The organism is Paraburkholderia sp. RL18-101-BIB-B (assembly GCF_046026985.1).
GTDB lineage: Bacteria > Pseudomonadota > Gammaproteobacteria > Burkholderiales > Burkholderiaceae > Paraburkholderia.
Window position 1 is genome coordinate 1 of the sequence record NZ_JARESV010000003.1, and the last position, 21,309, is coordinate 21,309.

At 67.0% G+C, this 21,309-nt stretch carries 15 protein-coding genes; 4 read left to right on the forward strand and 11 right to left on the reverse strand.

Annotated features, from left to right (window positions below; genetic code table 11):
• Positions 1-180: 180 nt before the first annotated feature.
• From P0D73_RS05885 to P0D73_RS05900, 4 genes are all read left to right on the forward strand, one after another.
• Positions 181-1,182 (forward strand): anti-sigma factor family protein, encoded by a 1,002-nt coding sequence (locus tag P0D73_RS05885; protein ID WP_408430284.1) that lies wholly within the window; start codon positions 181-183, stop codon positions 1,180-1,182.
• A gap of 69 nt (positions 1,183-1,251) precedes the next feature.
• On the forward strand, positions 1,252-2,103 hold the full coding sequence (locus P0D73_RS05890) for a hypothetical protein (protein WP_408430287.1): 852 nt from the start codon (positions 1,252-1,254) through the stop codon (positions 2,101-2,103).
• A 31-nt stretch (positions 2,104-2,134) separates the two neighbouring features.
• Complete coding sequence (locus P0D73_RS05895) at positions 2,135-3,028, forward strand: c-type heme family protein (RefSeq protein ID WP_408252733.1); 894 nt, start codon at positions 2,135-2,137, stop codon at positions 3,026-3,028.
• Between the two features lie 3 nt (positions 3,029-3,031).
• The gene (locus P0D73_RS05900; RefSeq protein WP_408430290.1) at positions 3,032-4,420 is read left to right on the forward strand and encodes a serine/threonine-protein kinase; all 1,389 of its coding nucleotides are present in this window, start codon (positions 3,032-3,034) and stop codon (positions 4,418-4,420) included.
• Here P0D73_RS05900 and tagF read toward each other — a convergent pair.
• The 11 genes from tagF to P0D73_RS05955 all read right to left on the reverse strand — a co-directional run bounded on the left by tagF (position 4,417) and on the right by P0D73_RS05955 (position 21,270).
• Entirely contained in the window at positions 4,417-4,962 is a 546-nt protein-coding gene (gene tagF, locus P0D73_RS05905) for a type VI secretion system-associated protein TagF (RefSeq protein WP_132374474.1), read from the reverse strand. The genes P0D73_RS05900 and tagF overlap by 4 nt on opposite strands.
• Positions 4,959-8,513: a type VI secretion system membrane subunit TssM gene (gene tssM / locus P0D73_RS05910; protein WP_408430293.1), complete on the reverse strand. Its 3,555-nt coding sequence runs from the start codon at positions 8,511-8,513 to the stop codon at positions 4,959-4,961. Before tssM ends, tagF begins: the two co-directional genes overlap by 4 nt.
• On the reverse strand, positions 8,510-9,847 hold the full coding sequence (gene tssL, locus P0D73_RS05915) for a type VI secretion system protein TssL, long form (RefSeq protein ID WP_408430296.1): 1,338 nt from the start codon (positions 9,845-9,847) through the stop codon (positions 8,510-8,512). The genes tssM and tssL overlap by 4 nt, the downstream gene beginning before the upstream one ends.
• 65 nt (positions 9,848-9,912) lie before the next feature.
• Positions 9,913-11,247 carry a type VI secretion system baseplate subunit TssK gene (gene tssK / locus P0D73_RS05920; RefSeq protein WP_408430299.1) on the reverse strand — a complete coding sequence of 445 codons (1,335 nt, stop codon included), beginning with the start codon at positions 11,245-11,247 and terminating at the stop codon, positions 9,913-9,915.
• Positions 11,248-11,251: 4 nt separating this feature from the next.
• Positions 11,252-12,772: a type VI secretion system-associated FHA domain protein TagH gene (gene tagH, locus P0D73_RS05925; protein WP_408430301.1), complete on the reverse strand. Its 1,521-nt coding sequence runs from the start codon at positions 12,770-12,772 to the stop codon at positions 11,252-11,254.
• 9 nt (positions 12,773-12,781) lie between these two features.
• Positions 12,782-14,758, reverse strand: coding sequence for a type VI secretion system Vgr family protein (locus P0D73_RS05930; RefSeq protein ID WP_408311330.1), 1,977 nt, complete (start codon positions 14,756-14,758; stop codon positions 12,782-12,784).
• Entirely contained in the window at positions 14,745-17,345 is a 2,601-nt protein-coding gene (tssH, locus tag P0D73_RS05935; protein ID WP_408430304.1) for a type VI secretion system ATPase TssH, read from the reverse strand. Before tssH ends, P0D73_RS05930 begins: the two co-directional genes overlap by 14 nt.
• A gap of 4 nt (positions 17,346-17,349) precedes the next feature.
• Positions 17,350-18,378: a type VI secretion system baseplate subunit TssG gene (gene tssG, locus P0D73_RS05940; protein WP_408176718.1), complete on the reverse strand. Its 1,029-nt coding sequence runs from the start codon at positions 18,376-18,378 to the stop codon at positions 17,350-17,352.
• Positions 18,363-20,216 (reverse strand): type VI secretion system baseplate subunit TssF, encoded by a 1,854-nt coding sequence (gene tssF, locus P0D73_RS05945; protein WP_408430309.1) that lies wholly within the window; start codon positions 20,214-20,216, stop codon positions 18,363-18,365. The genes tssG and tssF overlap by 16 nt, the downstream gene beginning before the upstream one ends.
• A 49-nt stretch (positions 20,217-20,265) precedes the next feature.
• Positions 20,266-20,772: a type VI secretion system baseplate subunit TssE gene (tssE, locus tag P0D73_RS05950; RefSeq protein WP_408176715.1), complete on the reverse strand. Its 507-nt coding sequence runs from the start codon at positions 20,770-20,772 to the stop codon at positions 20,266-20,268.
• 6 nt (positions 20,773-20,778) lie between these two features.
• Positions 20,779-21,270, reverse strand: coding sequence for an Hcp family type VI secretion system effector (locus tag P0D73_RS05955; protein WP_132374464.1), 492 nt, complete (start codon positions 21,268-21,270; stop codon positions 20,779-20,781).
• Positions 21,271-21,309 lie beyond the last annotated feature (39 nt).

Consider the following 21,309-nt stretch of genomic DNA (forward strand, 5'->3'; position numbering starts at 1 on the left):
CCGCCAATACACAGCCGCGCACCCCGCCGCTCAACGGCGAAGGCGCTCGCGTCGGCCCGAAAAAATCTTCAAGGCCCGACGGAATAATGTCGAGCCACGGGTGTTATGTCATTAGCCCTTATGGCGTCATGCAGGTTTGGGAGGGGTGTCCCATTCCCGCCAAGAGCGAAGACAGGCCTTATGAATCTGGACGACATCGAATTGATGGGCTACGTGGACGGCACACTGCCGGCCCGCGAGTGCGTAGCCGTGGAGCGCGCGCTGAGTGGCTCTCCCGAGGCCACGCGACGCGTCGCGTGGCTCATGAGGTCGCGCCTGCCGTACGCGCAAGCGTTCGCGCAGCAGACTCTGCCGCCGGTGCCCGAAAGCCTCAGCGTGCGGATCGGCGACATGGCACGCGCGGCGAAAAAGCCTGCGCAGGATTTCGCGTGGAGCGAGCCGCAGAGCCCGCAAGGCGCGGCCGCGCCGGTCGGGCGCGATGCGAGTGCCAACGACGCCGTCATGCCGCATCCTGACGGCGCCGCGGCGTCAGCGCCGATCCGCTCGCGCTTGCGTATCGCGCCCGCGTGGCTTGCCGTCGCATTCGTCGCGGGGGCGTTCGCCTGCGGCTTCGTGCTGCGCCTCGGCAGCGGCGTGGGGCCCGCGTCGACGGCAGGCGCATCGTTGGCGTCGGTGGGAACGGGGGTGTCGCCCTGGGTCGCGGCCGCCGCCAGCTATCAGCAGCTCTATTCTCGCGACACGCTCGCCAACATCGAAGCCGATCCCGCGCTGGTGGCGAAAACCACCGCGCAGATTCACGACGACGATGGCCTCGCCGTTCGCATTCCGGATCTGAGCGCCTACGGCCTCACCTTCAAGCGCGTGCAGCGCCTGCGCTTCAACAACAAGCCGCTGGTTCAGATCGTCTATCTGCCCGAACGGGGTGCGCCTGTCGCGTTGTGCGTGATGAAGGAGGCCAAGCCCGACGCGCGCACGGCAACGCAACAGGTTGCGTCGATGACGGTCGTCACGTGGCGTCAGTCCGAACTCGGTTACGCATTGATCGGCCCGCGCGAAGGCATCGATATGAATGCGCTGAGCAATAGCATTTCCAGCCACCGCGCCGCGCCGCTGTACGGTTCGCTGCCCGCGCCCATTCCGCTTGCCGCCCTCGACACGCCGCTTCTTCCCGCCACGGAATAATTTCGCCGCTTCGCTGTTGTGTTGAAGAGACCGGCGTTGCCCGGCATCGTCAACTTGCGAGCAAAGCACATGGTTTTTCGACTGCGGGCATGGACCCTGGGTATCGTCTTGCTGGCCGCGCTGTCCTCGCCGGCACGCGCGGCCTGGACGCTTGTCAGCGCGGATTCTCCCGTCACCGTGGTGCGCGCGGCCAACGTGTTCGAATTGGGCGCGGGCGAGTCCTTGCGTGCCGACGATCTGATTCTGTCGCCGCGACAAGGTGTCGTGCAGATTCAGGACGACAACGGCACACTCGTCGCACTCGGTGCGCAGTCGCGCGTGATGCTGCAGTCAGATGAACGCATCGGCTTGCTGGGCGGCTGGATGAAGATTGCCCCTGCCTGCAAGGCTGCACCGTGTCCCCAGCGGATCGTGGAGACGGAGCGCGGCGCCATTCGCCTGAGCACGAGTGCGAGCGCGGCGGCAATCGTCGCCACGCCCGGCGACGCAGGCGAGATCGCCGTGTTCAGCGAAAGCGGCGTGCAAACGCTCGCCCTCAAACCGCCACTGACGATCGACGCCGGGAGCTTCGCCGAGATTTCCGGGAACGCGCCCGCCCACGTTTTGCCGCGTCCATCGAGCGCGTTCCTTGCAGCCATGCCGGTCGCGTTTCGCGACGCGTTGCAGCCGCTCGCCATCAACGCCACGCCTGCCAGCGACGCCGCCCCCAAGCCGTTGCGCCCGGCGACCTACGACGACCTCGCGCCGTGGCTCACGAGCACGCTGCCCGCGCGCAAACGCTTCGCCGCGCGCTTTCATACGCGGCTCGCCGACAGCGCGTTTCGCGCATCGATCGAGAGTCATCTGAACGCGCTGCCCGACTGGCGCGTGTTCCTCTACCCGCCCGCGCACGCCGCTCGCAGCAAAGTCCGCTATCCATGAAACTTCGCGCCAAAACCGCTTACAGCACGCCATGAAACTCAAGCTTTCGCTCAGCGTCAAATTCAACCTCGTGTTCCTGCTCATCTTTTCGATCGGGCTCGTCGCCGCCGGTATCGTGGCGGATCGCCTTCTGCAAAAGCAGGCGCTCGAAGAAACCGTCCACGACGCCAACGTACTCATCAGCGCGGCGGGGTCGATGCAGAACTATACGGCCGCGCACATCACGCCGCTCCTCGCCACGCAGATCAAATATCGCTTCGTGCCGGAATCCATCCCCGCCTTCTCGGCGATCGAGATGCTCAATCTGCTGCAGAAGGATTTCCCGAACTTCTCGTACAGGTCGACGATGGTCAACCCGACCAATCCGCGCGACCGGCCCACCGATTGGGAAGCCGATGTGATCAGCCATCTGCATGACCGGCCCGAACTCAAGGAGCTTACCGGCCAGCGCGATTCGCCCGGCGGCCGCACCCTCTTTCTCGCGCGCCCGAGCCGCATCACCGATTCCGCCTGCATGCAATGCCATAGCACCCCAAGCGCGGCGCCCGCCACCATGCTGGACAAGTACGGTTCCGCGAACGGCTTCAACTGGCCGATGAACGAAGTGATCGGCGCGGAATTCGTGTCGGTGCCAATGGCGCAGCCGATCGAACGCGGCCGCGCGATCTGGCGCGCGTTCATGCTCTCGCTCGGCGGCGTGTTCGCAGTCGTCCTGATCGTGATGAACGTGATGATGCATCTGCTGATCACGCGGCCGATCCAGTCGCTCTCGCGCGCCGCCGATGAAATGAGCCTCGGCAAACTCGGCGCGACGCCCTTGCCGACGAGCGGATCGGACGAGATCGCCTCGCTTGCCGTATCGTTCGGACGCATGCAGACGAGTCTCGTCGAGGCGTTCAGGATTCTCGACGAAGAAGAGGCCTAAGCCATGCCCTCCCCGGCCGACTTCCCCGCGCGGCTGGGCCGCTACGTCATCGAACGGATACTTGGACGCGGTGCGATGGGCGTCGTGTATCTGGCCTTCGATCCGCATATCGAGCGCGAGGTGGCGCTGAAAACCATCCGGCGGGAGCTGACGCCGGGTGAAACGCCGGACGACTCCACGCACGATCTCACCGCCCGTTTCCTGAACGAAGCGCGGGCGGCGGGCCGTCTCGTTCATCCGAACATCGTGGCGGTGTACGACTACGGCGAAGCCGACGACACCGCCTTCATCACGATGGAATACGTGCGCGGCGAGAGCCTCGCGGCGCGTCTCGCGCAGCACGTGCGCGCCGGTTCGCGCATGGGTGCGCCGCGTGCGTTGCGATGGTTCGTGCAACTGCTCGATGCGCTCGACTACGCGCACGGCGCGGGCATCGTTCATCGCGACATCAAGCCGGCCAATCTGCTCATCGCGCAACGCGGCGAATGCAAGATCGCGGACTTCGGTATCGCGCATCTCGACACCTCGTACCTGACGCAATCCGGCACGATGCTCGGCACGCCGAGCTATATGTCGCCGGAGCAATTCACCGGGGAACCCATCGACGCGCGCGCCGACCTGTTTTCCGCCGCCGTCGTGCTGTACGAAATGCTGACCTGCGTGTGCCCGTTCACAGGAACGCCGAGCGTGGTCATGCAAAAGGTCCTCAACGACACGCCGCCTGCTCCGAGCACCATCGCGCCGGAATTGCCCGGCTATATCGACGCCATGCTGATGAAAGCATTGTCGAAGCGTTCGCAAGACCGTTTCGCCTCCGCGCGCGAATGGCGCGACACGCTGCTTGCCGAACTCGCCACCTATAACGAGAACGCCGAGGACCCAGAGCGTACCGTGCTCGCCTACGCGAGTCCCACCGCCACGCTCGATATGGCGCCCGCGTCAGAGACGTCGAAGGCGTCGAAGGCAGCGAGGAATTGGCCGCCCGAATTGATCGCGCAACTGGAGGAGCGGCTCGCCAGTCACGTGGGCCCGGTGGCGACCTTGCTGCTGCGGCGCGCGTCGGCGAGCGCCGCGGACGTCGACGCGCTACGCGAGCGGCTCGTCACGTACCTGCCCGACGGTGCCGCGCGCCGCCAGTTCGATTCGCTTTTGTCGCAACTGGAGGCCGGCTCATCACGCGCGCTACCGGCGCAAAAAATCAGTGTCGAGCAGGTGAGCGACGCCGCGCGTCATCTTACGACCTATCTGGGCCCGATCGCGCGCGTCATCGCGCGCCGTGCGGCGGCGAGTGCGCCCGATCTGCAAACGTTCCATGCGCGTCTGCTCGACGCCGTGCCGCAACAGAAGGACCGCGACGCGCTACGTCGCGAGTGGGATACGGAACGCGATTAATCGGCATCGAGCAGGCGCAGGAACAAAGCGGCATCGAACGGCCCGTCATGATGCACGACCTCACCCACATCCGACCACCAGACGCTGTCTGCCGCGCGCGACGCGGTGCCGGATAACTGCGCCCGCAATCCGGTCAATGACGCCTCCAACTCGGTCAGCGAAAAGGCCGGCTTGAGGGTGGAGAGCGCGAGTGCCGCGGCATCGGTATGCCACGATGAAGCCGACACGCATGCGTCGCCGTCGACCGGCCGCGCGATCACGAACGGGAAGTAGCGTCCCACCGCATCGATGCCCGGCATCAGCACGCCGGTGTGCGCTTCCTCGGCGATCACGCCGCGCCGCACCGCGAAGCACCACACGGGCATGGCGAGATACCGGCACAGCCAGTTGTCGGCATAGCGCGCGCGCGCGGCCACGAGGCCGCGCTGCAGCCATGCATCCCATTGCGCGACGAATCCGGCCGACAAGCCCCGCCTGACGAAATCGCCGTGCGTGCGGACTTTGCCGTAGAAGCCCGCGTCCATCCGATCGTCAGGTTTCATAGCGAGGCGGGGCAACGAAAGCGGTCGAGCACGCCCGCGCGAAACGGATTGTCCGCGCTGTTCGCAACGAGTGCGAGCGACACGCGGCCTCCATCGAAGGACACGTTGAAGTGATCGGCCTGACCGGACTGCTGGACGCGCGCGGCATCGAAGAGATGAAACAGCGCCCACGGTCCGTCCGCGTGCGGCGGCGTGCCTTGCGCCGGGTCGAGTTCGACGTGCGCCTGCGCCGTGCCTTTTCCGCTCGGCCACTGGAACGCGGCGGTGGCGTTCGGCGCGTCGCTGGTCGCGGTGAGTTGCTGTCCGTCGATATCGAACACGAAGCGCTTGAGCGACGGATCGAGCGACGCGACTTTCACCGTGAAACGCACCGAGACATCCCGGCCGCCGTCGCGGAACAATGCGTCGCGCAGCATGGCCGCGTTCTGGAATTGAACCGGCACATCGTCCGGAATGCCAAGCGATTTTGCTTCCGGCCGCCATTTCCACACCGCGCCCGAGGTATCCACGCGATTCTGCAAATTCTTCTGGAAGAAGTCGTCGATGAGACCGCCCGGCGCCAGGATGCGCGCAAAGTCGTCCGGCGCGGCGTCGCGCGTCGATGTCTTCACGAGCGGATAACGCCCGTCGAGCGCCTGCCTGCAAGCGGGAGCCACGCTCGCCGCCCACAGCGCACTCAGTTGCGCGCGCTGGCTCTGCAGCTGCACGGTGTCGGCATTGCCGGCCACGCCTTGCAGCACCGCCGCGAGCGGCGCGGGCGCGTTCTGTGAAAGCAGCTTCAGGCGATCGAGCGGGCCGGTCGCGGGCAGCGGCAACGACTGCTTGCGCGCGGTGTCGTCGGCCTGCAGCGTGGCGGCGGCATCCTTGAACGCGCCGATGGATTCATCGAGTGCCGGACCGGCCAGGTCGTGCAGCGGCTGAAAATGCGTATCGACGAGCGTGGGCGCCGGCGCTTCCCCTGCTCCCGCTCCCGTCACCAGCGCCTTGCCGAGGTTCTGCTTGAGCGCGTCCAGCTTGCCCGGCGGCGCGGGCGCCGGGGTGAACGTCGTCTCGCGCGCGGCGGCCTGAATCAGGCCGCGCAACGGCGAGGCGGGCGACCCCAGCAGATTCGCGATGCGCGCGCCCTGATCCGGCGCGGCAAACGGCACGACGCCCACATCGGCGAGCAGGCCGTCCCATTGGCGAATCGTCGCCTCGCAGTAGAGCCGCGTCAGCGCGGCGCGCAGCGCATCCGTGCCGGCGGGATCGGGACGCGCCTCCCCGCGGCCGAGCACCCAGTCGTCCTTCGACAAGTCGGCGAGCGCGGCTTCACGCAGACGCACGAACGCATCGAAGCCTGCGCGCGTGTACGCTCCATCGATGCCTTGCGTGAGCGGCGCTCCGCTCTTCCTCACGAACACCAACAGACCGCTCGGTCCGGCCGCTTTCGCGATCGTGAAGTCCGGCAGGCGAAGCTGCGCCAGTTGTTGCTCGATGCGTCCATCCAGACGCTGCGCGAGCGGCACGCGATTCAGCGTGGCCCGCGCCTGCGCGATCAGGTTCTGGTCGAGCGGCAGGTTCGCATCGAATTGCCCACGGCGGAACAAGGCTTCCAGATGCCCGTCGATGCTGGCGCGCTGCGCATCCGTCGCGTTCTGGAGCGCGCCGCGCTGCCAGGCGTGCATCGCCCAGACGCGCAGCGCGGCCGGATCGAAGTGCGTCGGATCGCCGAGCATCAAATACGCTCGCAGCGCTTCGTATTGCGTGGCGGCGTTGTCGGCGTCGCCGCGGCGCAGTTGCTCCTCCATGCGCTGCACGACGATCGGCAGCAACGTCTGGCGCAACAGGCGCTGATACACGCGCTGCGCTTCCAGCCCGAGCTTCTGCCGCTGGTCGAGGCCGAGTTTCTCCCACCACGCGTCATGGCCCGCCGCGCGCTCGGCCTCGCCGCCGGGCAGATTGCGCGCGGCGTCGAGCAGCGGCAATACCGCCAGCGGGTCGTCGCCGGCCGTCGTCTGCTGCGCGCGCTGGGTCAGCGCGGCGATCTGTTGGCGGCTTTCGTCGACGAAGCGGCGGTTCGCCCGGTCGGCCGCGAAAAGGCCTATCAGCCCCGCCGCCAGCAACACGCCGATCACACCGATCGCGACCCGCTGAAAACGCGCACGGCGGCGCTCCACGCGCGGATTGCTGCCGGCAATGCCCGCCTCCTCGAAGATCACATCACGAAGCAGGCGCTTGACGAAGTAAGCGCGCCCGCTCGATGAATCCGTCAGCAACACCTCGCGCTGAAGTCCGAGCGACGCTGCCATTGAACTCATCATCCGGTCGAGCGGCCTGCCGGTCTGCGTCCCGCTCGTGAAGTAGACGCCGCGAAGCATCGCGGCGCGGGCGAAGCGCGACTCGCCGAACGCGTCGTCGAGGAAGCGCTGCAACGCGCCTTCGATGCCCGCGAACTGCTGCGGAAAGGCATAGATCAGCGCGCGCCGCCGAACGTCGGTCTCCTGCTGCATGCGCTGCAGCACGCGATCCTGCAACTGCCGGTGCAGCAAGCGGAATTCATCGGGAAAACGCTGCAGCGGAGAGTCAGCGTTTGCCGCGTCGTCGCGCTCCGCGAGCGGGAACGTCACGCCCCAGACCTGCTCGCGCTCGTCGCGGCCCAAGTCATCGAAGAATTCGGCGAAGCCGGCGAGCAGATCGCTTTTCGTGACGACGACATAGACCGGCAATTGCACGCCCAGTTGCCGGTTCAATTCGGCGAGGCGTTCGCGCACGGACGCGGCATGTTTCGCGCGCGCCGCATCGGTCTGCTGCAACAGATCGGTGGCCGACACGACGGCCATCACACCGTTCAGCGGACGGCGCGGCCGGTACTTGCGCAGCAAGGCGAGAAAGCCGAGCCATGCGCCGCGATCGGCCTCCTCGTGACTGTCCTGGGTCGTGAAGCGGCCCGCGGTGTCGAGCAGCACGGCGTCGTCGGCGAACCACCAGTCGCAGTGGCGCGTGCCGCCCACGCCGCCGATCGCCTGCGCGCCGAGCCGGTCCGCGAGCGGAAAGCGCAGCCCCGAGTGCACGAGCGCGGTCGTCTTGCCCGCGCCCGGCGCGCCGACGAACATGTACCAGGGCAAATCGTAGAGCGTGCGGCGGCGCAGGTTCAGCCATGCAAGAACGCCGCGCATTTTGCCCTGGCCCGGGCCCTTGCCTTCCGACGGGCCCTGCACATGCCGCAGCGTTTTGATGGCCTCTTCGAAACGCGTGCGCAAGACCGCGAGGTCGGCGGCCGCGGCCTTGCGCGCCGGACTCGGTTCGCGATTCGCCGGATCGAGCGCATCGGCGACGATCCCGCGCACGAAATTCGAGCTCGCGATGCGCGTCTTCACGAAGCGGACTCCCCACCAGAGCGCCCAGCACGCGAAGATGAACGCGACGGCCAGCCAGCGGCGCGACTCGCTTTCGAGCGGCGCGTGGCCGTCGAATGCGAACAATGGGCCTTCGAACCACACGAGCGCCGACAGCGCCAGCACGCCGGCAAACGATACGGCTGCCGGTCTCCTCAATCCGTTCAACCACTTCATGGCGCCGCTCCTGGCGAAAGAATGTCGATGGTCACGCGCCGGTTCCGCGCGCGTCCGGCCGGGGTGTCGTTCGATGCGACCGGCTCGGTGTCGCCGCGGCCTTCGGCGGTGACGCGCGAAGGCATGTCGAGCTTCGCGGCGATGATGGCCCGCACCGTGTCCGCACGCGCCTGCGACAGCGCGACGTTGGAGGGGAACTGCGCCGACACGATGCGCTGGTTGTCCGTGTGCCCGATCACGACGATGTTGCCGGGCTTGTCCCGCAAGGCCAGCGCGATGCGCAGCATCAACGGCGCGAAGTGCGCGTCGAGCTCCGCGCTGCCCGAGGCGAAGAGCTGCGTGCCTTCGGCGGCGTTGTTGATCGTCACGGTGGTCCGGTCGGCGGACTCGCCGACCGAGACGAGGCCTTGCGCGATCTCCGGCGCGAGGAATCCGGCGAGCGCCGCCGAGAGCCTCGGCGCGGCGCTCGTCTTCGCCGCCAGCACCGGCGCCGGCGCGACGCGGATCGCGCGCATGGAGGCGAACACCGGGTCGGAGAAGTCATTGATGCGAATGGCGAGCACGAGGCTCGTCGCCATCAGAACCAGCCCGGCGAGCGCCAGCGCGACCCACAGCGGCACGAACTGCAGCAGCCGCTTGCGCTCGCGCGCCGCGGGCTGCCAGTGCGGCGAGAGCGCCCGTTCGATCGTGCCGCGCTGCGTGCGAATCATCTGCTCGAGCCGTTCGCGGATCACGTCGAGCTGCGTCTTGCCGCCTTCGATCAGCCGGTAGCGTCCGTCGAAGCCGAGCGCGAGCATCACGTAGATCAGCTCGAGCATGTCGATGTCGACCGCCGGGGTCTGCACGAGGCGCTGCAAAATCACGAAGAGCCGTTCGCCGCCCGACGCTTCGTTATGAAACGTCACGAGCAGGCTGCGCCGGCCCCACACGCCCGCACCCCAGGGCGTCGCCGCGATCGCCTCGTCGATGAACGTGCACAGGCAATAGCGCGCGGGGCCGAGTTGCGCATCCGGCACGCCGAAGGAACGGCCGTCGGCTTCGAAGCGGCGCATCATCTGAATCAGTTGCGTGCGCAAGGCGTCGAGGTCCGGATGACTCGCGAGCCTCCGCAGCGGCAGCGCCAGTTCAAGGAGCGGATTGGCCGCCCGCAAGAGCGGATTGCGCCCGGCGAGCGAGGCATCGAGCGGTGCAAGCGCGAGCGCGTCCGGCTTTCCCTGCTGTTTCGCCTCTGGCCTGGCGGACTCGCGCCCGCGGCCCGGCGTCGGCATTCTGATGGTGCGCGCGGCGTCGAGAAACTCCGCGTCGTCAAGCGTCGGATCGGTGTTGTCGGTCATGGAAGAGTCCTTGTTTCGGCGCCTTCGATTGGCGTGGCGTCATGGGCGTGGCGTCGTCGGCATGGTCAGCGGCGGATGGCCCAACATTCCATTGCGAGTCCGGGGAATTCCCCCGCCACGTGCAGCGCCATGCCGGCCGATGAGCCGAGCGAAGCCCACGCATCGCTCTTGTCGTCGAGCTCGAAATAGGTGTAGCCCGCGTGAAACGGCAACTGACGCGGCGCTACAGGCAGCGCGCGCAAGCCAATGCCGGGCAACTGCAGATTGACGAGATCGCGGATCTTCTCGATGCTGCCGATCTTCACCTGGCTGCCGAACGCCGAGAGCAGCGTCTCGGTGGGCACTTGCGCGCGCACGGCGAGCACGAACGTCGCGCTCGTGAAGAGCGACCGATCCGCGACCTGCGCCACCCGCAAACCGTATTTGCGCTCCTCGAGCGGGATCGACACGACCTGCGGGTCCGCCACGCGGCTCAACGCAAGCCGCAACGCGTCGATCACCGGCGCGAAGGTCTCCTTCAGGCGCTCGTGACGATACGCCGGAAACAGCGGCGGCCGCCGCTCGCGCTGGCTGAAGGTCGCGAGCTCGCCGGCGAGCGCGACGCACGCCTGATACAGCGTTTCGGGATGCAAGCCGGTCATCGCGCCGAAATGCGCGACGAGCGGTTGCGCGCGGTTGACGATCTGCAGCAGCAGAAAGTCCGAAATCTCCGCCATGCCAGCGCCGTCGGGCTGCGCAAGCCTGCCCGCGAGCGCTTCGCCGCGTTGCTGCAAGAGCCCGCTCAGTTCCGCCGCGAAGCGCCCGAGCCCGTCCGCGACGCGATAGTCGAGGCACGGCGGGCAATAGTCGCCGTCGAGCAGAATGCGCGAGTCGCTCAGGCGTTCGGTCACCCGCGCGACGCCCGCATATGCGTGCGCGTGCGCCACGTCGGGTTCGAGCGCGAGACGCAGGCGCAGCTTGCCGATCTGCAACAGCGTGGCGAGCGCGTCCGGGTCGTTGCTGTCGTGAACCTCGAAATCGCCGGCGCCGTAGCGGGCCAGATTCTCCGCGCTGTCGGCGCCGCCGGACTCCGGCGCGCCCGGCCGGCGCACCGGCAACGCCAGCACGACTAGCTGGTTCGAGGTGCCTTCCGGAATATCGAGCGGCGCCGGCAAATCGCCGTCGGCAGGCAGGTTGAACGGCGTGCCATCGGGCAACACGCCGGCAGCCGAGCGCAGCGCGAGCTTGCCGAGCTTCAGGAGCGCCTCGTCGAGCTCCAGCTTCGTGAAGCCCCAGCCATACGCGCGCAGACCGCCCGCGCGGCCTTCGAGTTGCGTCTCGATGTGGCGGTCGTGCTGCTGCAGATGCTGCGGCTGAAGGAACATGCCTTCCGACCAGATAACCTTGTTGTTCCAGTACATGGCGTCAGTTTTTTGAGGATTTCAGTGCGTCGAGCTGCGCCTGATAGGCACGGCCGAACGGTTCGCCGAAGCTGCGCTGGAGGTCGTCGCCCGCGTCGCGCGCCACGTGCTCCCAGGTCTCGACGAAGCGTTGCCACAGCCGCGCGCGGCGGTTGCCGATAAGCGCGTCGAAACCGCTCGGCGCGTCGAGCGAACGTTCGATGGCGCTCGGATCGATGCGCTCCATCGCGTGAGCGAGCGCGGCGCGCATGCCGGCGACCATCGCGAGTTCGTGCGCCTGGATATCCCGGAACGCCGCACGCATGGCTTCCTGCGGCGGCAGATAGCCGTTGCCGCGCGCGCCGAGCATTTGCGCGAGGGCCCGGTCCGCATCGGGGAAGAACTTGAGCGGGTTGTTGTCGCGCTCTTCGATCATCGTCATCGCCATGCGTGTCTCGCGCTTGGTCATGGCGCGCGAGCGCAAGGCCGTCATGGCGCCTTGCGTCGCTTCGCGCAGCATCGTGCCCGCGAGGCGCGCAAGCTCCGCGGCCTCGACGTGGCTCACGGCGGCGGGCTCGATGCCGAGTCCTTCGATCAGCGCGTCGAGCAACGAGGCGTGATCGGCGTGCGGGTTGGCGTGCGGGTTGGCGTGGGGTTTGGCGTGCGGGTTGGCGTGCGGGTTGGCGTGCTGGTTGGCGTGCTGGTTGACATGCGGCTCGCGGCGCTCGCGCGCTTCATGAACCGGCAAGCGCGTTGGCATCGACGTGAATTCGGGATTCGGCAGAGGCAGGCCGGGCATATCGTCATCTCGCGCCAGCGAAGGCGGCTCCGGCACCGCGGGCATCACCGAGAAAGCCTGTTCCGGCGACACATGCTCGAAGCTGCGCGACAACGGCACGGGCTTCGCCACCGCACGCGCGCCGATATCGCGCAGCGGATCGCCGGGACTGAGCGCGTCGATCAGCGCCTGATCGGCGTCGCCGCGGAAGTGGCCGGGCTCGCGCAGAAGCGGCGTCGCGGCCAGCGGGTCGGGCAGGAACAGCGCGTGCGCGCCATCAACCGGTGCCGCATCGTGCGGCCCGTTCCAGTCGTCGGGGATCAGGGGGGCGGGCGGCGGCGCTTCGAACTCCGGCGTACCCGGCATGCCCTGCACGCTCGACGACGGCAGTGCGTCGGGCCACGACTGCGTCATGATGGTCTGGTCGACCACGAAGCCGCTGCCTGCTTCGCCGGTTGTGTCGCCGGTTGCCGAGACAACGAGCGTGTACGCGCCGATCCTCAGGCAATCGCCCTCCTTCAGCGGCGCCTCGTGCGTGCCGTCCAGCGCGCGATCGTTGAGCAGCGTCGGATTGCTGCCCGCATCGATGAGCACATACGCGTTCTCACGCCGTTCGATGCGCGCCTGGATGCGCGAGATGCCGCGCTGCCCGTCGCTCAGCACCATCGTGCAATCCGGCGCGCGGCCGATCGTGGCGCCCTCGCCTTCGATCTCGATCGCGCGTGGCGACGCGCCTTCGCCGCTTTGCACCGTCAATGTCATTCTCATTGGGTTCTCCTATTTGCGGACCTTGCGCGTGCCGTCGTCAGCGTCGCGCGGCGGCGTGGGCGGCGGCGGCGGTGTCGTCAACGGCACGGGGGGCACGCCCGGACCGAGCGGAATCGGGAAGCTCGACATCTCGATCGTTTCGGGACCGATGAGGATGTACGACGCCCCGGCTCGCAGCGCGATGGTCGCGCTCGACTCGATCTCGACCGCCACGCCCGCCTTGATCTGCACCGCCACGCCCGCGTTGAGCGCATAGGCTTCGCCGACGAACTGGTTGTGCGTGGTCATGGTCGCGGCCGACACGCTGCCGAGCACGCTGGACTTGCTGCTGCCGCGCACCGCGTCGTTGCGCGTGCCGCGCGTCTCGCGGAATTCGTTGCCATCGATGCGCACGTGGCGCTCGCCGGATACGTTCATCAGCGCGTCGTGCCGGACCCAGGTCTCGTGATCGCGCTCGGCGTGGAAGAACAACTGTTCGTCGCCCTTGCGGTCGTCGAAGCGCACCTCGTTGTAGCCATTGCCGCCCTTGGTGGACTGGCTCTTCATCGTCGATACCGCGCTCCCGGCCGGCAACTCGTAGGGCGGCATGTTCGTCGAGTTGTAGACCGCGCCCGTGATGACCGGCCGGTCCGGATCGCCCTCGATAAACTCGACCAGCACCTCCTGCCCGACGCGCGGCAGGAACATCGCGCCCCAGCGCCGGTTCGCCCAGCTTTGCGCGACGCGCACCCAGCACCGGTCGAGCCGGTTCGCGCCGTCCGGCTGCGTGAGCTGCTCCCAGTGAAACTGCACCTTCACACGGCCGTACTGGTCCGTGAGAATCTCCTCGCCCGGCGGACCGATCACGACAGCAGTCTGCGGGCCGCCCACGCGCGGAACCGGCGTGGTCTTCGGCGTGCGGAACGTGTTGTCGCTGCGAATCGCGCGGAAGCTGCAATCGAAGATGGGCAGCGTGGAATCGCTTGTCGACACATACGCGTCGGAGACGATTTCCGCGCGATTCTCGATCACGAGGTACTGCCGGTTCTGCGCGCCGCCCGGATGATCCCGAAGCCGGAACAGTCCGCCCGCCGCCATGCCGCGCGACGTGGAGCGCCCTTCGATGGCATCGTTCTGCGCCTGGTGAATCTCGACGTTGACGCGGGCAAGCCGTTCTCCATCGCCTGCCTTGACGTGCCCCGTCAGGTGCTCCTGCATCAGATAGCGCGGCGGATCGAAGGGCGCGCTGCGCGTCGCGCGCGCGACCATCCCTTCGCTGTTGCTGACCGAGGCCTTCTCGAAGTCGTAGTCGTTCACTTCGTAGCGGCCGGTCTGCAGCGTCGCGCCCGACATCCAGCGGTACACGCATTCTTCATCCTGCTCGGGCGTATCCCAGGCCTGAAACGGAATCGACTCGTAGTGCGCGATCGGCCGATGCTCGGCGCTCGAATCCGTGAGTACGAGTGTGTGCTTGCCGCCCGCATGCTCGAAGAAATAGTGGATGCCTTCGCGTTCCAGAAGCCGGCTGACGAAATCGAAATCGGTCTCCCGGTACTGCACGCAATGCTCGAGCGCCGGATAGCTCGCCGTGCAGGCATTGCGAAAGTCGATGTCGAACGACTCCAGCACCTGCGTGACGATCTGCGGGACCGTGCGCTGGTAGAAGAACCGCCGGTGCGACGCCTGCGTGAGCAGCCATAGCCGCGGGTGCACGACGGCGTCGTAGCGCGCCATGCGGTTGTGGGTGGTGTCGCCTGGCGCGATCAGACGCAGTGTCGTCACGATGCCGTTGAACTGGCGCTCGCCGCCGGCCGGATAGTCGAGCGTGACGGACAGGTTCTCGCCCAGCACCGTGCCGGGGTCGATATCGTTGCGCGTGCTCAGGAACACTAGCTCGAAACGGCTCAGGCGGCCCAGGGCTTCGCTCGCGGACATCCGCAGGAAGATGGCCTCGTCGCCGAGCGGCGCGCACTGCATGCGCACGTGGCGCGTGCTAGTCGAAGGCATAGGTGAACTCCTCTTGCTCGACGCCGACGTGCACGCGCGCGAGCGAGCGGCCGTCCATCACGCGTGTCAGGAACTCCGTGCTGATGCGCGGCAGCACACTGTTGGTGAGAATCGCGTCGATCATGCGGCCGCCGCTTTCGAGGCGCGTGCACCGCAGCGCAATCTGGGCGATGACCGCTTCGTCGTAGGTGAACGGCACCTGGTGCGTGCGCGTTACGCGGTCGGCCACGCGTCCGAGTTGCAGGCGGATGATCGCGCGCAGCATGTCGTCGGAGAGCGGGTAATACGGGATCGTCACCATGCGCCCGAGCAACGCGGGCGGGAACGTGTGCAGCAATTGCGCGTGCAGTTCCTGTTCGATGACGTCCAGCGGCGGCCAATCGTTCGGATCGCGGCACAGTTCGGCAATGCAGTCGGTGCCCGCATTGGTGGTCAACAGGATCAGCGTGTTGCGAAAGTCGATGGAGCGGCCTTCGCTGTCCTCCATCCGGCCTTTGTCGAAAACCTGAAAGAACAGCTCGTGGACGTCGGGATGCGCCTTCTCGACTTCATCGAGCAACACGACGCTATGCGGGCGGCGGCGCACGGCTTCGGTGAGCACGCCGCCTTCGCCGAAACCGACATAGCCGGGCGGCGCGCCCTTCAACAGCGAGACCGTGTGCGCCTCCTGGTACTCGCTCATGTTGATCGTGATCAGATTCTGTTCGCCGCCGTACAACACCTCGGCCAGCGCCAGCGCGGTCTCGGTCTTGCCGACGCCGGACGTGCCGGCGAGCAGGAATACGCCCACGGGCTTGTCCGGATTGTCCAACCCCGCGCGGGAGGTCTGCACGCGCCGGGCGATCATCTGCGTCGCATGCTGCTGGCCGATGATGCGGCCGTCGAGCAGTTCGTTCAGCCGCAACACGTTGCCTATTTCGTTCTTCAGCATGTTCAGCACGGGCACGCCCGTCCAGTCCTGCACGACCGCCGCGACCGCGTGACGATCGACGCCCGGCAGAATCAGCGGCGCGTCGCCTTGATGCTGCGCGAGGCGCGCCTGCTGCTCCCGCAGCGCGGCGAGATCGGCCTCGGGCGCGCCATCGCGAAGCTGGGCGCGGCGCGCGAGAATGTCCTTCACCATCTCGCGCTCGATGCGCCAGCGCGCGTCGAGTTCGGCGAGGCGCTCCGTTTCGCGCTGCAACGCAGCCGATGCCGCCTCATGACGCGCCGTCGTGTCGATACCAATCGCACTTTCGCGCGCGATCACTTCGAGTTCCGTGTTCAGCGCGTCGATGCGCTTGCGGGCGTCGTCCACTTCCGGCGGCGTGGCATGCTGGCTGACCGCGACGCGGGCGCATGCTGTATCGAGCAGGCTCACGGACTTGTCGGGCAACTGCCGCGCCGGAAGATACCGATGCGAAAGCCGCACGGCCGCCTCGACGGCCTCGTCGAGAATCTGCACGCCGTGATGCGCCTCCAGCGCAAGCGCGATGCCGCGCATCATCGTGACCGCGCGCGCCTCGTCGGGCTCGCGGACCTGCACGACCTGGAAACGCCGCGTGAGCGCCGGATCCTTTTCGATGTGCCGCCGATACTCCGACCATGTCGTCGCCGCGATCGTGCGCACGCTGCCGCGCGCGAGCGCCGGCTTCAGCAGGTTCGCGGCGTCGCCCGTGCCGGCCGCGCCGCCCGCGCCGATCAACGTGTGGGCTTCGTCGATGAAGAGAATCACCGCTCGCTCGGCCGACTGCACTTCCTCCAGCACCTGGCGCAAGCGCGCCTCGAACTCGCCCTTCATGCCCGCGCCGGCCTGGAGCAGCGCGACATCGAGCGTGCGCAGCGTCACGTCGCGCAGCGCGGGGGGCACGTCGCCCGCCACGATGCGATGCGCGAGACCTTCCACCACCGCCGTCTTGCCCACGCCGGCCTCGCCCGCCAGCAGCGGATTGTTCTGCCGGCGGCGCATGAGAATGTCGATCACCTGACGAATCTCGTCGTCGCGGCCGACGATCGGATCGAGCTTGCCCGCGCGCGCCTGTTCGGTCAGGTCGAGCGTGAAGCGCTGCAACGCGTCCTGCGTGCCGGGTGACGTGTCCAACGTGCGCGTCACGGCGGGCTCCAGTGCCGCTTCGGGCGAACCGTCGAGCACGCTGGCGAAATCGTCGACCAGTTCGTCGAGCTTCACGCGATCGAATTCGCGCGAGATGCCGCGCAGCGCATTACGCAATGCCGGCGTCTGTAGCGCCCCGATCAGCACATGCGCGCTGCGGACCTTTTGCGCGTCGAACAGCAGCGAGCCGTAGACCCAGCCGCGCTCGACGGCCTCCTCCATCTGCGACGAGATATCCGTGATCGACGTCGAGCCGCGCGGCAGACGATCGAGCGCATCGGTCAAATCGCGCGCGAGCACGGCGGTCTCGACGTCGAAATGCCGGATCACGCGATGCAGGTCCGAATCCGGCAACTGCAACAACTGATGCAGCCAGTGCACGAACTCCACATACGGATTGCCGCGCAGCCGGCAGAACGTGGTTGCGCTTTCCATTGCGCGAAAGCTGAGCGTGTCGAGTTTGCCGAACATGACGGCGCGGCTGATGTCTGCCATTGAATTAGTCCTCTGCGCGATGTGAAGTGGAGTGTGAGGCGGGTGGTTTGAGCATCAGCTGCCTTGCGTCGGCGGTCGCCGCGCGAGCATGCAGCCAGGTGGTGTAGCCCAGACGCTGACGGCGGCCGAGCGCGAGGCGCGGCACTTCGGATTGACGCAACTGGAGATTGACGTCCCAGTCGAGCGGATCGCGCACGTAGAGACGCACCCAGTCGGTCAGGCGCACGAGGCTCGCGCCACCCGGAAGGAAGCGCTGATAGTCGCGCATGGAGAGCGGCCCGAGCACCACGCGAAACTTGTGTTGCCGGTCGAAGATGCGCGCGCCGAGCATCGTGCCGACACCCAGTCGTGCGCTCTCGTCGCGCGTGCCCAGACGGCTCATCGAATGCGCGGGCAAATTCATCCAGTGGCCGACGTTTTCGAGCACGTCGACCTGCAGACCGAAGAAACGCGCCAGGACGAGCCGCAAACCCGCGGCGTGCCGCGTGCCGCCGGCAAGCAGTCCCGCGAAGTGCAGCTTGGCGAAATCGGGCACGCTGTCGCGCTTGCGCAGCGCGGGCTCGCCGAGACCGAAGGTCGTGCCCACATAAGCGGAAAAACGGTCGCCGTTGTCGCGATCGAGGCTCACGACCGGCTGCGCCACCGCCCACGCGCGATAGAACAACGACGCCATCCGATGATGAAACACGTCGAGAAAGCGCGCGAACGTAGGATCGCCGGCATTGCGCGCACGGTCACGCACGTATTCGGTCAGGTGCGTCGGCATCGGGCCATTCGGTCCGAGCAAGCCCAGGAAATTCACGACGAGTTTCGGCGCAGCCTCGCCCGCGGTCGCGAAATGGCGCAGCGTAGTCGGGAAGAATATCAGTTCGGGCTCCTGTCCGAAGCGCACGGCATCTTCGCGCGGACGCAGCGACGAACCGACGCGCGGCAAGCCCGGATACGCACATTCGACGAGACGTACCGCCTGAAAGAAGTCGAAGCGGTTCGCATCGGCTGAGAAACGATCGAGCAAGGTCAGAGCGTCCGGCATTGCCCGCTCCCTGGCGCCCAGCGCATGAGTTCACCGCGCGTCACACTGGACACGATCGTTTCGGTGAACGAGTTCATCGACACGTACTGCGTGAAAAACTGCGCGAGCACCGCGCCGAACAGGAATGCGCCCGCGCCTTCAAAGCCGCTTTCGTCGAGCAGCACCTCGATCGCGAGGCCGCGGCCGAACACGATCGGCCCTCGCGAAGGCAAGCGCCGCGTGACCGGCGCCGAACGGATGGAGCGCAAGCCGTCGATCTGCCGCGCCGCGGCGCTGTCGCCGGTGGGCGCGTACAGCCCGAGGAGATCGCGCATGGCGCGCGCGCCGCTGCCGTCGGCATCGTCCACGAGCGACGCATAGTTGAGCGACAGATGGCTCAGCAGACGCCAGGCAACCGGCCCTTCCGCATACGACGGCAGCGGACGGCTGGGACCGCCGATGCATCGCACGCTCGACACGGGCGCCTCGAGTTCGAGCGTGAAGTCCGTCTCGCCCTGCCCGCGCGGCATGCTCAGCGTCAGGTCGCGATTCGTGCACAGCACGCTCAAACCCAGTTGCTGAAGGTCCGCCGGATACGGCGCCTCGCGCGTATCGACCAGCGCGAGCCAGGTTTCGCTGCCGGTATAGGACGAGCGGGCGCCACGCTCGTCCCGCTGCGCGGGAAGCAGCCGCTTTTCGCGCCGTACCTGATAGAAGGCGTGTCCCGGCTCGTCGCTTCCCAGATCGCGTGCACGATAGAACGGCTGAAACTCGATCGGCCCGCCGCCGCCCGACCGATAGCCGGTGACGCTTTCCACCCGGTACACCTCGAAGTCCCGCGGGCGCGTGCGATCCACCACGACGTGGTGCTCGAATTGTTCACCCGTGACCGGAATGCGATCGGTGCGACGCGCGAACAGATTGATCGCGGGCGTGCAATGCAGCGCGAAATTGGCCTCGTCGACGATCTGTTCGAGCGCCGGGTCGATCTTCGACAGCAGCACGATCAACTCGATTTCATCACGCTCGCAGCGCTGGAAATGCAGGCGCAAGCCGTCGATGCCGATGAACATGAAGCGTTGCGCGAACGCAAAATACTCCTGCAGCAAGCGATAGCCGGGAAACGACTGCTCGCTCACGGGCAACAAGGCTTCGTCGTCGGAGAATCCGAGGGGGCGCAGGGCCGAGGGCGGCAATACCGCATCGGGCAGCGCCACGCCGAGCGCCGAGCCCAGCAGCAATTCATATAGCCGCGCGGCCAGACCGTCGCCGCCGCGCAGATGGATCGGCAGATGATCGAATGCAAGGTCGCTGAATTTCAGCTTGTTCAGCGCGCGCAGCTTGAGGCGCAGGCCGGCCTTCACGCCCTGCGGCAGCCTTGCGTCGACACCGGGCAGCGTGCCGCTGTGCGTAAAGAGACGCGCCTCGACGAGTTGGATTGGAGACAGCGTGAGCGCGTGCGCGGTGCGGAATTCGCAACGCGTGGAGCGCTCGCCGTCGAGCCTGCCGAACAGCGCCGTGCCGCGCGGAATCACCACGCCGTCGGCAAGCGCGGGATGCGTCATGTCGGGCTGCATTTCGACGATCGTCATTGCCGGCGTGGGCGCGAGGTAATGCGGGTAGACCAGCTCGGCCAGATGCTCCGTGAAACGCGGGAACTCGGCGGCGATCTTCATCTGCACGCGCGCGGCGAGAAAGCCGAAGCCTTCCAGCAGCCGCTCCACGTAGGGATCGGCGCACTCGAAGCCTTCCAGCCCGAGCCGGCTCGCGATCTTCGGAAACGCCTTCGCGAACTCGCCGCCCATCTCGCGGACGTGCTGAAGCTCCTCGCTGTAGTACTGAATCAGGTCCGGGTTCATGGCGTGGGATTTCCTGGTATGGCTTCGATGCAACGACGCGCCGGCGGGGTCACGCGCGCGTCCCTTCCGAGACGTCGACCTTGCCCGCTTCGAGGTCGAGTTCCGTGCGCAGATAGAGGCGCTCCGGCACGGGATGCGCGTGAAGATCGCCTTCGACGATGAACGCAATCGCGTTGTGCTGGCCACTCGTTTCGCCCGTCTGGATCGCGCGAACGCGCAGCGTGCCCGGCAGAATGCGTGGCTCGAATGCGCGGATCGCATCGGCCATCAGGCGTTCGATCCGCGCGACATCGACATTCGACGCGCTCTTGCCCGCGAGGTCGGAAAAGCCGAAATTCAGCACCGACTCCGCGACGCCCGGATAGCGGGCGACGTCCTGCGACGACGCGATACCCTGCGCATTGAGCAGCCAACCGAGGTCGCGCATGACGCTGCGGCGCAGCGAGCGCGCCGAACTCGACCGATGCTCACGCACTTCGCGCGTCGCATCGGGCTCGTGATCGGTCAGCCTCTCCAGCAGCGAAGGCTGCACACGTTCGGCGTTTTTCAGGCGCATAGCCGCTTACGCCGTCGCGTTCGCCGGGATGTTCCACTTGCTCTCGACGACCCCGCCGAGCGCCGAGCCCGAGGTCGGGTCCTGCTGCTGATAGGTCACATGGAACTTCTCGAAGTTGAGCGTCACGGTTTCGGTGAAGCGGTCCTCGCCATCCGAGCCGCCGGTCGAGTAGTTCGTCACCAGCACCTTCTCCATTTCGATCGTGTAGTACTCGAGCGGCTTCGTGCCGCCGGCCTTGCGCACGGTGAGCTTGCCGGTGGGGAAATGCTTGCCGGTCGAACAGGCCGTGATGATCGACGGCGTGGCCCGGTCGGTGTACTTGGTGACAGACAGATCGTGGACCGCCACCTTGCCGCCTCCGCCGCCCGTGCCGAGGTGCATCGTGCCGGACTGGGAGAGACCCCAGCTCCACGAGAGCACATCGATTTCGTCCTTATGCGTGGAATCGAGCGATTCGCCCTTGACGGTGCCCAGATCCAGAAAAATATCGACTGCCATGGTGTATCCCTATGTAGATGACTGCGGTGAAAAGAATCG